Here is a 12,654-nt window from a genome sequence, read left to right on the forward strand (position 1 = left end):
ACAGGCGGCGCGCTGTTCGGGTCCAGGGAAAAACACATCCAACGGCCAAGATTTACCCGGCAAACACGTCCAACACAGGACCGCTCTGGGACCGGTGCTGGCCCATTTTGCGGTCAGAATATGGCGAAACGCCGGACCGGTGCCGCTGCGATGGTCCGCGCGACAGGGCTACGGCTAGAGTTTTCAATGCAAAATCAATAGCAGCGGCGGCCAAAACCTGACTAAACTGCGTTCATGCAGCGCGCAGATGGTCGCGACGTCTGCTCAATGAAAATGACTTCGTTAACAGGGACAAACAACATGCTTCAGGAATTCAGAGATTTCATTGCCAAGGGCAATGTGATGGACATGGCCGTCGGCATCATCATCGGCGCCGCCTTTACCGCGATCGTCAGCAGCATGGTCAACGACCTGATCAACCCCATCATCGGATTGTTCACTGGCGGGATCGATTTCACCAACTCCTACCTGGTCCTTGCGGGCAACGTCCCTGAAGGTGCCAGCCTGGAGGCCGCACGTGAGGCAGGCGCCGCTGTGTTTGCTCACGGTGCCTTTGTGATGGCAGTGATCAACTTTCTGATCATCGCATTCGTGGTGTTCATGCTGGTGCGCTACGTCAACAAGGTCAAAGACGCCGCTTTCCGCAAGCAGGAAGCCATGCCCGCCGAGGAAGCCCCCGCCGGCCCCACAGAGCTGGATGTCCTGTTGGAAATCCGCGACTCCCTGAAACGGTAAGCAGACACAGACGATCCGCAGGTGGCATCCTGCGGCCGGTCGGACTAAGGCCACATCTCGGGCACCGGCGACCTCGCGTTGCCGGTGATCGGGCATTCCTTTGAGACAATGGCAGGGACCAGACAACGACATGGAAGAATGGATCGAACAATTGGGCGCGCTCTGGCCCTTGCTAATCAGTACGGCCAAGGCGCTGGTTGTGCTGGTGCTTGGCTGGATAACCGCCGGTATCATCAGCAGCACCGTGCGCCGTCGCATCAACGCTACGCCACATCTGGATCAAACACTCGGTAATTTTGCCGCCAGTGCCGTCCGCTGGATATTGCTGGCCATCGTGCTGGTCGCCGTGCTTGGCATCTTTGGGATAGAGGCCACCAGCCTGGTCGCCATGCTCGGCGCTGCGACCCTGGCGATTGGCCTTGCTCTCCAGGGAACGCTGAGCGATCTGGCTGCGGGCGTCATGCTGGTTCTATTTCGCCCCTACAAGCTCGGCCAGTATGTCGATATCGGCGGCACCTCCGGCACCGTGGTTGACCTGAACCTCTTCGTGACCGAACTGGTCACACCGGACAACGTCCAGATCATCATTCCCAACGGTCAGGCCTGGGGTGCAATCATCACCAATTACTCCGCCCATGACACCCGCCGCGTGGATATGGTCTTTGGCATCGACTATGGCGACAGTGCCGATGACGCCAAGGAGATCATCATGGCCCTCGCCGAGACCGATACACGGGTCATGGCGGATCCTGCTCCTTGGGTCCGGGTGACCAATCTTGGCGACAGCTCGGTCGATCTCACCGCACGTCTGTGGTGCAAGGCCGCGGATTATTGGGAGCTGAAGTTCGCAATGACCCAAGCCGTCAAAGAGGCTTTTGACGACAAGGGCATCTCAATCCCCTACCCGCACAGCGTGGAAATCAAGAAAGAGGGCTGATCTCCCGGCAGCCGCCCCGGATCTACGTGCAGGGCGGCTGTCTATGACTTCGAAAGCGTGTTAGCGCGGGATCGCTCTGGTCATCACCAGTGTCGGCTCTTGACGGTAGTTGGCTTCGTGACTGGCGCTGTAGCCCATCTTCTCGGCGACTCGGATCGAGGCTGCGTTGTCAGGATCCAGAAGACAACAGGTTGATCGCCATTGAGTCTCCTCGGCAGCCCATCGGTGTATGCGCTCGACCGCCTCTGTCGCCAGCCCCTTCCCATGTTCCGCTGGCATCAGCCCCCAGCCCGCCTCGGGCACCGAGCCGAGCGGAGGGTCGATATCGCGCTGATAATCAGCAAAGCCGGCGGTGCCGAGATAGCGTCCGTCGTCGCGGCTGGTGATCGCCCAGTAACCGTAACCCAGCACCTGCCAATGTCCGATGTAGCGCAACAGGCGCGTCCAGGTTTCCTCGCGGCTGGCCGGGCGACCGATCGTATGACGGACAACCACCGGATCCATCCACAACGCCGTCAGCGCATCAAAATCCTCCAGCCGGTGCGGGCGCAGCGACAGCCGCTCCGTCGTCAATGTCGGCCCGGTCACGCAGGCAGGCTCCCCTGCAACACGTAGCGCAGGATTTCGACAACCTGCCGCGGTTCTTTCGCGACAGCCAAGGCAGCGGCATGTACCTCTTTCAAGGCATGCTGATGCTCATCCTGGGACAGGACAATCAGCGACTTGCCCAGAGCGGCCGCATAGCCCGCATCAAAGGCCGCGTTCCACTGTTTGTATTTTTCGCCAAAGCGGACCACGACGATATCCGCGTCCGACAAACCCTTGCGGGTGCGAATGGCATTGACCATCGCGCCTTTGTGGTCGTGCCAATACTTGTTCGGCTCACTGCCCAGAATAGCCACACCGCAGTCATCGCTGGCGTCATGATCGGTAACCGGGCTGGCAAAATGCACATCCAGGCCCGCTGCACCATCAATAATCTGGTCCCGCCAATCGGTGTGAATTTCGCCTGAGAGATATACGTTCAAAGTCACGGAATGTCCTTTCCTGCGCGAGCAGCTGACGGTTTCGGCCCGCCCTGCCAGATCCTGTCTGTTGCTGGCCCCGCCAATGTGATGTGCCCTGGCGCCGGGACCATAGCCCGTTCGGCCAACAGGCAGAGTATCCACCAGCTGCAACAATTCGTCCACTGCTTCGCGTCAGCTCAGGAAGCTAGCGCCGCCGTGCCACCAGATAACGGCTCGGTATCGAGATCGGGTAATTGCCGGTCTCGATAATCTCGAACCCGGCTCGCTCCACGGCGGCCTCCAGCTCCGCAATACTTAGCAAAGCCACCGAACTCGGCGCCTTTCCGACCAGACGCATCAATGGGATCAGTACCGAGAACATCCAGTACTTCAGGCTGCCACGCGCCTCGCCCAGACAGGGTGTCTTGGAAATGAACAGCTTCCCGCTCGGCACGCGTTCGGCGACCGACGCAAGTGCGGCATCCACATCCGGAACCAGATGCAGAAGGTTGAAAGCCATCACCACGTCAAACGGTCCGGCTGGCAGCGCGTCGTCACCGCAATGTTCAAAGGTCACGTTGTCCGCCCCGGCCTGCGCGGCCCTGTCGCGACCGATGCGCAGCATTCCCTCCGACAGATCGGTTGCGGTCATCGCCGAAACCGCGTCCGACAGTGCGATCGCGGTGGATCCCGTACCGCAGCCCACTTCCAGCACGTGGTCGCCCGCCTTCAGATAGGCTCTCGTGCGCTCCAACGTGTATTGATAGGCGGCCTCATCCCGGATTTTGGATTTGGCGTATTTGGGGGCAGTCCTGTCCCAGAAGCGCGCATCGGTTGTCATCTCTGTCCTCCTAAGATGGCTACAGGCTACGCATGCAGAAACCTAAGTAAAATTGCCAAAATTTGCAGGTGAGATATACATATTTGTATGGATAAACTCGACTGGAATCATATCCGGGCGTTTCTGGCGACGGCAGAAACCGGCTCCCTCTCCGCCGGTGCGCGCAAGCTGGGGCTGACCCAACCGACCCTGTCCCGACAGGTCGCAGCCCTCGAAGCCGATCTCGGTGTGATGCTGTTTGAACGTCCGGGGCGCCGTCTGGCACTGACTTCCGCAGGGCAGGATCTGCTGGACCACAGCCGCAGGATGGGGGCCGCAGCCGAGGGCCTGTCACTGGCGGCCAGCGCCTCGGCCCAAACCATCGAAGGCACCATTCGGATTACCGCAAGCGACGTCGTGTCGGCCTATGTGCTGCCGCCTGTGCTGCGCCAGATCCGACAGCGCGCGCCGCGGCTGACGATTGATGTCGTGGCCGCCAACGACATCCGGGACCTGATGCGACGCGAAGCGGATATTGCCATCCGCCATGTGCGCCCTGACCAGCCGGAACTGATCGCGCGCCTCGTGCGCGAAGCGCGGGCGCATTTCTACGCCGCCCCGAGCTATCTGGAGCGGCGGGGTCGTCCGGCATCGACCAAGGAGTTGGCAGACCACGATTTTGTCGGTTTTGCCGATGTGGACCGTTCGATTGACTTCCTGGCACCGCTCGGAATCCATCTTGCGCCGGAAAACTTTCGGATCAAGTCCTCCAGCGGTCTTACCGCCTGGGAGCTGGTCAAACAGGGCTTCGGCATCTGCCCGATGATGGAGGATGTGGCCGAGCCCACGCCCGGCATTGAACGGCTACTGCCGCGGCTGGATCCAATCGTATTTCCGATCTGGCTGACCACTCACCGCGAGCTCCACACCAGCCGCCGCATCCGGCTGGTCTTTGACATTCTGGCAGATTTTCTCGCCCAGAACTGAAAACACGCCCTCAACCGGGGCGCGTTTCCAGAATAATACAGGTTTCAGCCAGAGGTCACAGGCGCCGTTATCCGCGCAATGTGCCGCCGGTGGCCTTGGTGACTTTTGTGACAATCTTGTCGCTGACCGCTTCGATATCCTTTTCGGTCAGGGTTTTTTCGGTCGGCTGCAAGCGGACCGTGATGGCCAGAGACTTGTTGCCCTCTCCCAGGCTGCCGCCGATGAACTCGTCAAAAACGCGCACATCATCAATCAGCGCCTTGTCGGCGCCTGCGGCGGCATTGACCAGGGTAAGGGCTTCAACGTCCTCGGCCACGACAAAGGCGAAATCACGCTCGACCGCTTGCAGGTCGCTTTGAACCAGCGCACCACGATTGGCCCCGGTTTTGCGTGGCATCGGAATTTCGTCAGGCCAGATGGTAAAGGCAACAGCGGCCCCCTTGATCCCCATTTCGCTCAGAACCTTCGGGTGCAGTTCGCCAAAGACACCCAGCACTTTCTTCGGACCCAGGCAGATTTTGCCATGCCGCCCCGGATGCCACCAGGGCTCTGCCCCGCGAAGGATCTGGACCTTGGCAGGCGCACCGATTGCGGCCAGAACCGCCTCGATATCTGCCTTGGCGTCAAACGTGTCGACCGCGCGGCTGGTGCCATGCACGTCCTTGGGGCCGGTACGGCCAACCAGAAGGCCGGAAATCAGGTTATGCTGCTCACCCGGTTCACCACCGTGAAAAGCAGGTCCCGCCTCGAAGAGCGCCAGATCCATGAAGCCACGCGCCTGATTGCGTGCGGCAGCCTGCAACAGCCCGGGCAACAGTGCCGGACGCATGTGCGACATCTCGGAGGAGATCGGATTGGCCAGCATGGTCGCATCGTCCCCGCCACCAAACAGCGTTGCAGAGGCCTTGTCGATGAAGGTGTAGCTCACCACCTCGTTATAGCCGAGGCTGGCGCAGGTCCGGCGCGCGATCTGCTGGCGGCGTTGCTCAGGGGTCATCACCGGTGCAGGGACGCCATCTGTCAGGCGCGGCAGCGGCTTGCCTTCCAGTTTCGTGAGCGACGCGATACGCGCCACCTCCTCCACCAGATCAGCCTCCCCCATCACATCCGGGCGCCAGCTCGGAACATGGGCCATATTGCCCTCAAGCCGGAAACCCAGACGGGTCAGGGTCTGGCGCTGCTCTGATTCCGGGATATCCATCCCGACCAGCGACTGGACCCGCTCGGGATCCAGCTTATAGGCGCGCGCGTGATCCGGTACAGCGCCTGCGATCACCACATTCGACGGCTCGCCACCGCAGAGGTCGAGGATCATCCGGGTGGCATGATCGAGACCTTCACGGGTGTATTCGGGGTCGACGCCCCGCTCGAAACGGTAGCGCGCGTCCGAGTTGATTTTCAGCGCCCGGCCAGTGGTCGCGATCTGCACATGGTCCCAGAATGCGCTCTCAAGGAACACATCGGTCGTTTCCTCGGTGCACCCGATGTCGGCCCCGCCCATGATGCCCGCAATGCTCTCCGGGCCATTGTCGTCGGAGATGACCATCTGCCCTTCGGCGAAGGTGTAGTCCTTCTCGTCCAGCGCGGTCAGCGTCTCGCCACCCGCTGCCCGGTGGATGCGCAGATTGCCCGCCACCTTGGCTGCGTCAAAGACATGCAGTGGGCGGTTCTGATCGAAGGTGAAATAATTAGTGATATCAACCAGTGTCGAAATCGGACGCAGACCAATGGCGCTCAACCGGTCCTGTAGCCACTGCGGGCTAGGGCCGTTCTTCACGCCGCGGATCAGGCGACCGGTGAACAGCGGGCAGCCATCCAGCGTATCTGCGTCGATATTGACCTTGATCGGGCTTTCGAATCCGCCGTCGACCGGCTCGATATCAAGCGGCTTCAATGTGCCCAGCCCGCGTGCGGCCAAATCCCGCGCGATCCCCCTAACCCCCAGCGCATCCGGGCGGTTCGGCGTGATGGCGATTTCAATAACAGGATCGACCTTGGCCGGGCTATTCTCGGCCAGCCAATCGACGAAGCGATCGCCGACATTGCCCGAAGGCAGCTCGATGATGCCGTCATGTTCATCCGACAGTTCCAGCTCGCGCTCGGAGGCCATCATGCCAAAGCTCTCGACACCGCGGATCTTGCCCACACCGATGGTGATGTCGAGACCGGGAATATACATGCCCGGTTTGCAAACCACGACGGTGATACCTTCACGGGCATTGGGCGCGCCGCAGATGATCTGCATCTCGCCTTCATCGGTGTCGACCTTGCACACCCGCAGCTTGTCCGCGTCGGGGTGTTTCTCGGCATGTTTCACATAGCCGAGCGTAAAATCCTTCAGCCGGTCCGCAGGGTTCGACACACCTTCGACCTCAAGCCCGAGGTCGGTCAGTGTTTCGGTGATGTCCTCGACGGAGGCCTCAGTGTCGAGGTGGTCTTTCAGCCAAGAAAGAGTGAATTTCATCGGTCCGGTTTCCTATGGCAAGCCATGCATGTTGCAGCAGGCAATGACAAAGATTGCCCCCATGTGCAAGCCTTGGCTCCGCTCTCGGTCTAAGGATAGCTGGGGGTGAGACCCAAAAGCTCATCCAGCTGCCGACCGATCCAACCATGCGGGATGAAATGCCCGCCCGGGTGCAGATCCAGGGTGACATCATGCCCACCGCAGCTCCAGCCGGTGCGCGAAAACGTCAGGAAACTGCGGACCTGCCAATCTCCCTGCGCCTCGCCTCCGCCGGAACAGTCGAACGCCCGCCGCCACAAGGCCACCGGATAGGTCACATCACCCCCCGGCCCCATCGGAAAATCCATCACCGTGTCCGCAAGCCCGTGCACATGCCGAACCTCCTGCGGGGCCTCGGCGCAGGTTTCGGTTTGATCAAGACTGCCCGCCACCGCCAGCAATGCCGCAATCCCCTTGCCGCTCTGGCAGGCGTAACGCCAGGCCATGGCGGATCCGTAGGAATAGCCCGAGACAAAGACCTGTTCGGCATCGACCGGGTAGCGTTTTGCCACATCCGCCAGCACCGCATCGGCAAAGGTCACATCCTCGGTGTCTGCCGTCCAGAAATTCCAGCTCTTGCCACGGCCATTCGGGGTGACCAGCAATACGCCCCGCCGTTTGGCCGAGGCCCCGACCCGATCGGAGCGCAGCGCATGTTTGCCTGTTCGCGACCAGCCATGAAAATGCATCAGCACAGGCAGCGGCGCGACACCGTCCCAGTTATCAGGCTCCATCACGTGATAGCTGCGATCTCCCAGCGCGCAGGCCAGCTCTTCGCCGCAGGGGTCTGCATTTGCCTTCCACGGCCCCATGGCCGCGACAGAGGCGGCACACATGTAAGCGGTTGAGAGCAAGAGGAGAAAACGTGTCATAGAAGGGAGACTACCCGACACCACGCCCCTGCCATTTCACATGTTTGTGGGGCGGTGAACCTAGGCCCCAAACCAAAACGCCCGCCTCAGGTACGAGGCAGGCGTTCAGAAGTCCGTCATCCGGGCCTAGCGGCTCAAACCACCGTGCAGCGTCGGCACGTCGAGACACTGGAAACCGTAGTGGCGCAGCCAGCGTAGGTCGCTGTCGAAGAAAGCGCGCAGATCAGGAATACCGTATTTCAGCATCGCGATCCGGTCGATCCCCATCCCGAACGCAAACCCCTGATAGATGTCCGGGTCGATCCCGCCAGCGGCAATCACCTTGGGGTGCACCATGCCGGAGCCGAGGATTTCAAGCCAGTCGTCACCCTCACCGATTTTCAAGGTGCCATCTTTCCAGGAACAGCGGATATCAACCTCGGCCGAAGGTTCGGTGAAGGGGAAATGCGACGCACGGAAACGCAGATCGACGCTGTCCACCTCAAAGAAGGATTTCACGAATTCTTCCAGCACCCATTTCAGGTTCGCCATGGAGATGTTCTTGTCTAGCGCGAGGCCTTCGACCTGATGGAACATCGGCGTGTGGGTCTGATCGTAATCAGCGCGGTAAACGCCACCCGGACAGATGATGCGCAAAGGCGCACCCATCTTCTCCATCGAGCGGATCTGGACGGGGCTGGTATGGGTGCGAAGCACATGCGGCGGGCGGTTATCGCCCTCGGCACGGTGCATGTAGAACGTGTCCATCTCAGCGCGTGCTGGATGGTGGCCGGGAATATTCAGCGCATCGAAATTGTACCAGTCGGTGTCGATACGCGGACCTTCGGCAACGGAGAAACCCAGCTCGGCAAAGATCGCGGTCAACTCCTCGCTGGCCTGGCTGATCGGATGCAGAGTCCCGCTGCGCGTCGGGCGGGTCGGCAAGGTGACGTCCAGCCATTCGGTCCGCAGGCGCGCATCCAATGCGGCATCGGCCAGCCCGGCCTTCTTGGCGGCGAGTGCGGCGTTGATCTCATCCTTCAGCGCGTTCAGGGCCGGACCCGCAACCTGACGCTCTTCAGGCGTCATCTTGCCCAGCTCACGCATCTTCAGCGCGACTTCGCCCTTTTTCCCAACAGCTGCAACCCGGATGGTCTCCAGCGCGTTTTCATCGGCAGCATCGGCGATCTGCCCGAGATATTTTGCTTTAAGATCGTCCATGACGGTCCCCTGAATAATGCTGCAGCCCTGCTACCACAGCAGAAGCTGAAAGCAAGCTTTTGAACCGGTTCTCTGCCAATCGGGCGGCAATCGCGACAATCCGGCAGCCTCCCCGCCTCCGTCAGACCGTATAGCCTGCCTCTCTAGCAGATCAGCAACAGCAAAAGGGCCGCCCTTTGCAGAGCGGCCCTTTCGGAATTGTCTTGCGCCTAAGCTTAGGCTGCCAGTGCGCTCTGTGCCTGCTTCACGATGGCACCGAATGCTTCGGGCTCGTGTACGGCCAGATCGGCCAGCACTTTGCGGTCCACTTCGATACCGGCCAGGGTCAGGCCGTTGATGAAGCGGGAGTATGTCAGAGCCTCGTCGTGGCTACGCACAGCTGCGTTGATCCGCTGGATCCACAGCGCGCGGAAATTCCGCTTGCGGTTCTTACGGTCGCGGGTTGCGTATTGGTTTGCCTTGTCAACAGCCTGACGCGCGACCTTGAAGGTATTCTTGCGACGGCCATAATAGCCTTTTGCGGCCTTGATGACTTTCTTGTGACGGGCGTGAGTTGTGGTACCACCTTTAACGCGGGACATATCTCAGATCTCCTCTTAGCGGTCGTAGGGCATGAAGCCCTTGACGATCTTTGCGTCGGGTGCCGACAGGGTAGTGGTGCCGCGGGCGTCGCGGATAAACTTGCGGGTCCGCTTGATCATGCCATGGCGCTTGCCGGCCTGACCTGCGAGGACCTTGCCGGTCGCGGTCACTTTGAAGCGCTTCTTGGCGCTCGATTTTGTCTTCATTTTGGGCATTTCCGTCTCCTTCAATGCGGGTTCGGTCTATGCGCGACTCGGCATGCCACACTGGGCCGGCCACGCGAACAGGGCTGCCGTTTACGCAAGCTGGACCATAAGGGCAAGCAGATTCTTCGAGCAGGCGGCCAATCCGCCCTCCTTGAGGTTCAGTCAGCGCGGCCTCGACAGTCAGCGCGCGCCATGACGCTCAGGTAAAGCGGCCAATCACCCGGAAAATGGCTTTCGGGATATCGTCGATCTGATACCCGCCGGATTTGGTACTGAACGCATATAGGAGCAGACCCACCGCCACGACAAGAAAAACCGCCGACACCCTGGGGGTGCGGCGGTCGGTAGCGGCAGACAACAGCGCGGGTATTGCCAGAAAAGCCAGCAACAACCCAAGCACCAGTGCCAGATCCGTATCCATGCTGCGCGTCCTCGCAGAAGACTAAGACGCGTTCAGGTTACTCCGGGTCGGTGCTGTAGATCAAACGTTCATCGCAGGGTGCCACACGCAGGATGTTGGTGGTGCCCGGAACGTTGAACGGCACACCGGCCGTCACGACGATCTGATCGGTTTCCCCGGCGAACCCGCCGGAACGGGCGGCGCGCGCGGCACCGACCACAGCGCCTTTGAAGCGTTCCTGATCCGGCGTCACCACACAGTTGCAGCCCCAGCTCAGCGCCAGACGGCGGGCCGTCCGGTTCAGCGGCGTCAGCGCAATGATCGGCACGCCCGGACGCTCCCGTGCGGTCAGCAGCGCGGTGGTGCCGCTTTGGGTATAGCAGCAGATCGCCTTGATCTCGGTCTTCTCGGCGATTTCACGCGCGGCAGCGACAATGGCGTCGGCGACGGTATCGCCCTTGGCCGAGCGGGAAGAGGCAATGATCTGGCTATAGGTCGGATCCACCTCTACCTCGGTGGCGACATTGTCCATCGTCTTCACCGCTTCGATCGGGTACTGGCCTGCCGCGGATTCAGCGGAGAGCATGATTGCATCCGCCCCCTCGTAGATCGCGGTCGCCACATCGGAGACTTCGGCGCGGGTCGGCATCGGGCTTTCGATCATGCTTTCCAGCATCTGGGTGGCCACGATCACCGGTTTGGCAGCTGCACGGCAGCGACGCACCAGACGTTTCTGGATCGGCGGCACTGCAGCAACCGGCAGTTCAACACCCAGATCGCCGCGCGCAACCATGATCCCGTCGGAGGCATCTAGGATTTCATCGAAATTGTCGACCGCAGCCGGTTTTTCGATTTTCGACAGCACAGCCGCGCGACCATCCGCAAGACCACGTGCCTCGTAGACGTCCTTGGCGCGCTGAACAAAGGACAGCGCCAGCCAATCGACGCCCAGCCCGCAGACAAATTCCAGATCGCCGCGATCTTTCTCCGACAGGGCCGCCAGCGGCAGCACCACATCGGGAACATTCACCCCCTTGCGGTTGGAGATTGTCCCACCTGTGGTGACGGTACAATTGGCGAAGTCGTTGCCGCAGGTCTCCACCTTCAGGCGAATCTTGCCATCGTTGACCAGCAGATGGGCACCGGGCTGCAGGGCTTCGAAAATCTCGGGGTGGGGAAGACAGACGCGATTCACGTCACCCTCTGCCTTGTCCAGATCCAGCCGGAAGGACGCACCTTCGACCAGCTCCTCCGAACCATTGGCAAAGACGCCGACACGCAGCTTCGGCCCCTGAAGGTCGGCGAGGATGGCAATCGAGCTGTCCAGATCGGCCTCGACCTTGCGAATAATCGCATGTTTGGCGGCGATCTCTTCGTGGCTGCCGTGCGACATGTTCAGACGGAACACATCTGCACCCGCCTCATGCAGGGCACGGATGGTCTCATAGGTTTCGGATGCCGGCCCAAGGGTGGCAACAATCTTTACATTGCGCGATCTTCTCATGGGGTCATCCTCTTCATCGGCTGGAACGGTGTTATCGCAAACATTGCTGCGGCGCTTATCGCCTAATTCCCATTTTGCCGCAACTCCCCTAAAGCTTCATCATCAAATGGCGACGGACAGATGACATATTCACCATTCTTCTTGCATGGGGCCGGGCGCCCTGCCCGCTGGGTGATCTGCTGCGATCACGCCACCAATCATGTCCCCCCCTTTGTGAACAACGGCGAACTTGGCCTGCCGCGCGCGGACATGGAGCGCCACATTGCCTATGATATCGGCGCCTATGGGGTGGCACAGCAGTTGGGGCAGCTTCTGGATGCGCCGGTCATCGCCTCCAATTTCTCGCGACTGGTGATTGATCCAAACCGTGGCCCGGATGATCCAACCCTGCTTATGAAACTCTACGACGGGACCATCATTCCCGGCAACCGCCACGCCGATGCGGCCGAGCGAACGGCGCGGATGGCGGCCTGCTACCACCCCTATCATGATGCCCTGGCCGAGCTGCTGATGCGGCCCGACGCAATTCTGGTGTCCATCCACTCCTTCACCCGCCAGCTGCGCGGACGTCCGCCACGGCCCTGGCACATCGGAATCCTGTCACCTGACAACGAGCCCCTGTCGCCCCATATCGTCACCGAGATGAAGGCGCAGCCGGACCTCTGCGTCGGCGTGAATGCGCCCTACACAGGCTATCTGCCCGGCGATACGCTGGATCGACATGGTACCGCCCATGCGCGCCCAAACACGCTGATCGAACTGCGCAACGATCTGATTGCCAGTGCAGCCGAGCAGCAGGACTGGGCCGAACGTCTGGCCAATGTACTGCCCTGCGCCTTGGACAAATCAGGTCTCTGACACCCGATAGGGCGCGACCACCGGTGCGAGTTGCCCCGCCCGG

Annotated in this window: 14 protein-coding genes; 4 read left to right on the forward strand and 10 right to left on the reverse strand. The window is 60.8% G+C overall.

Annotated elements, in window-relative coordinates:
- The first annotated feature begins 300 nt into the window (after positions 1-300).
- Together mscL and VWZ87_RS10140 are read left to right on the forward strand one after the other, a co-directional pair.
- The gene (gene mscL, locus VWZ87_RS10135) at positions 301-735 is read left to right on the forward strand and encodes a large conductance mechanosensitive channel protein MscL (protein ID WP_340544729.1); all 435 of its coding nucleotides are present in this window, start codon (positions 301-303) and stop codon (positions 733-735) included.
- 130 nt (positions 736-865) lie between these two features.
- Entirely contained in the window at positions 866-1,672 is an 807-nt protein-coding gene (locus tag VWZ87_RS10140) for a mechanosensitive ion channel family protein (protein ID WP_416535849.1), read from the forward strand.
- Between the two features lie 60 nt (positions 1,673-1,732).
- Here the strand turns inward: VWZ87_RS10140 and VWZ87_RS10145 are convergent, their stop codons facing one another.
- The 3 genes from VWZ87_RS10145 to VWZ87_RS10155 form a co-directional block, all read right to left on the reverse strand.
- On the reverse strand, positions 1,733-2,260 hold the full coding sequence (locus tag VWZ87_RS10145; protein ID WP_340544726.1) for a GNAT family N-acetyltransferase: 528 nt from the start codon (positions 2,258-2,260) through the stop codon (positions 1,733-1,735).
- Positions 2,257-2,706: a YtoQ family protein gene (locus VWZ87_RS10150; RefSeq protein ID WP_416535848.1), complete on the reverse strand. Its 450-nt coding sequence runs from the start codon at positions 2,704-2,706 to the stop codon at positions 2,257-2,259. Before VWZ87_RS10150 ends, VWZ87_RS10145 begins: the two co-directional genes overlap by 4 nt.
- Positions 2,707-2,884: 178 nt before the next feature.
- Positions 2,885-3,520 carry a class I SAM-dependent methyltransferase gene (locus tag VWZ87_RS10155; RefSeq protein ID WP_340544723.1) on the reverse strand — a complete coding sequence of 212 codons (636 nt, stop codon included), beginning with the start codon at positions 3,518-3,520 and terminating at the stop codon, positions 2,885-2,887.
- Between the two features lie 87 nt (positions 3,521-3,607).
- On the opposite strand from VWZ87_RS10155, the gene VWZ87_RS10160 reads away from it, so the two are divergent.
- Entirely contained in the window at positions 3,608-4,486 is an 879-nt protein-coding gene (locus tag VWZ87_RS10160) for a LysR family transcriptional regulator (RefSeq protein ID WP_416535847.1), read from the forward strand.
- A 67-nt stretch (positions 4,487-4,553) separates the two neighbouring features.
- On the opposite strand, the gene pheT is transcribed toward VWZ87_RS10160, so the two are convergent.
- The 7 genes from pheT to pyk all read right to left on the reverse strand — a co-directional run bounded on the left by pheT (position 4,554) and on the right by pyk (position 11,753).
- Positions 4,554-6,950, reverse strand: coding sequence for a phenylalanine--tRNA ligase subunit beta (gene pheT / locus VWZ87_RS10165; RefSeq protein ID WP_416535846.1), 2,397 nt, complete (start codon positions 6,948-6,950; stop codon positions 4,554-4,556).
- A gap of 89 nt (positions 6,951-7,039) precedes the next feature.
- Positions 7,040-7,861, reverse strand: a complete 822-nt coding sequence (locus tag VWZ87_RS10170; protein WP_416535845.1) for an alpha/beta hydrolase family esterase — start codon at positions 7,859-7,861, stop codon at positions 7,040-7,042.
- A gap of 126 nt (positions 7,862-7,987) precedes the next feature.
- Positions 7,988-9,061: a phenylalanine--tRNA ligase subunit alpha gene (gene pheS / locus VWZ87_RS10175; RefSeq protein WP_340544717.1), complete on the reverse strand. Its 1,074-nt coding sequence runs from the start codon at positions 9,059-9,061 to the stop codon at positions 7,988-7,990.
- Positions 9,062-9,276: 215 nt separating this feature from the next.
- Entirely contained in the window at positions 9,277-9,642 is a 366-nt protein-coding gene (gene rplT, locus VWZ87_RS10180; RefSeq protein ID WP_014873789.1) for a 50S ribosomal protein L20, read from the reverse strand.
- Between the two features lie 15 nt (positions 9,643-9,657).
- The gene (gene rpmI / locus VWZ87_RS10185; RefSeq protein ID WP_014873788.1) at positions 9,658-9,858 is read right to left on the reverse strand and encodes a 50S ribosomal protein L35; all 201 of its coding nucleotides are present in this window, start codon (positions 9,856-9,858) and stop codon (positions 9,658-9,660) included.
- A 190-nt stretch (positions 9,859-10,048) separates the two neighbouring features.
- On the reverse strand, positions 10,049-10,270 hold the full coding sequence (locus tag VWZ87_RS10190; RefSeq protein WP_340544710.1) for a hypothetical protein: 222 nt from the start codon (positions 10,268-10,270) through the stop codon (positions 10,049-10,051).
- 37 nt (positions 10,271-10,307) lie between these two features.
- Positions 10,308-11,753: a pyruvate kinase gene (gene pyk, locus VWZ87_RS10195; protein WP_416535844.1), complete on the reverse strand. Its 1,446-nt coding sequence runs from the start codon at positions 11,751-11,753 to the stop codon at positions 10,308-10,310.
- A gap of 120 nt (positions 11,754-11,873) precedes the next feature.
- On the opposite strand from pyk, the gene VWZ87_RS10200 reads away from it, so the two are divergent.
- On the forward strand, positions 11,874-12,611 hold the full coding sequence (locus tag VWZ87_RS10200) for an N-formylglutamate amidohydrolase (RefSeq protein WP_416535843.1): 738 nt from the start codon (positions 11,874-11,876) through the stop codon (positions 12,609-12,611).
- Positions 12,612-12,654: the final 43 nt, after the last annotated feature.

Source organism: Phaeobacter sp. JH20_37 (genome assembly GCF_048056015.1).
GTDB lineage: Bacteria > Pseudomonadota > Alphaproteobacteria > Rhodobacterales > Rhodobacteraceae > Phaeobacter > Phaeobacter bryozoorum.

Excerpts from the sequence above, each read along its gene's own strand:
- VWZ87_RS10140 (WP_416535849.1), top strand. The coding sequence starts at position 866 with ATGGAAGAATGGATCGAACAATTGGGCGCGCTCTGGCCCTTGCTAATC.
- VWZ87_RS10200 (WP_416535843.1), top strand. The coding sequence starts at position 11,874 with ATGACATATTCACCATTCTTCTTGCATGGGGCCGGGCGCCCTGCCCGC.
- VWZ87_RS10160 (WP_416535847.1), top strand. The coding sequence starts at position 3,608 with ATGGATAAACTCGACTGGAATCATATCCGGGCGTTTCTGGCGACGGCA.
- pheT (WP_416535846.1), bottom strand. The coding sequence starts at position 6,950 with ATGAAATTCACTCTTTCTTGGCTGAAAGACCACCTCGACACTGAGGCC.
- mscL (WP_340544729.1), top strand. The coding sequence starts at position 301 with ATGCTTCAGGAATTCAGAGATTTCATTGCCAAGGGCAATGTGATGGAC.
- rplT (WP_014873789.1), bottom strand. The coding sequence starts at position 9,642 with ATGTCCCGCGTTAAAGGTGGTACCACAACTCACGCCCGTCACAAGAAA.
- pheS (WP_340544717.1), bottom strand. The coding sequence starts at position 9,061 with ATGGACGATCTTAAAGCAAAATATCTCGGGCAGATCGCCGATGCTGCC.
- rpmI (WP_014873788.1), bottom strand. The coding sequence starts at position 9,858 with ATGCCCAAAATGAAGACAAAATCGAGCGCCAAGAAGCGCTTCAAAGTG.
- pyk (WP_416535844.1), bottom strand. The coding sequence starts at position 11,753 with ATGAGAAGATCGCGCAATGTAAAGATTGTTGCCACCCTTGGGCCGGCA.
- VWZ87_RS10190 (WP_340544710.1), bottom strand. The coding sequence starts at position 10,270 with ATGGATACGGATCTGGCACTGGTGCTTGGGTTGTTGCTGGCTTTTCTG.
- VWZ87_RS10155 (WP_340544723.1), bottom strand. The coding sequence starts at position 3,520 with ATGACAACCGATGCGCGCTTCTGGGACAGGACTGCCCCCAAATACGCC.
- VWZ87_RS10170 (WP_416535845.1), bottom strand. The coding sequence starts at position 7,861 with ATGACACGTTTTCTCCTCTTGCTCTCAACCGCTTACATGTGTGCCGCC.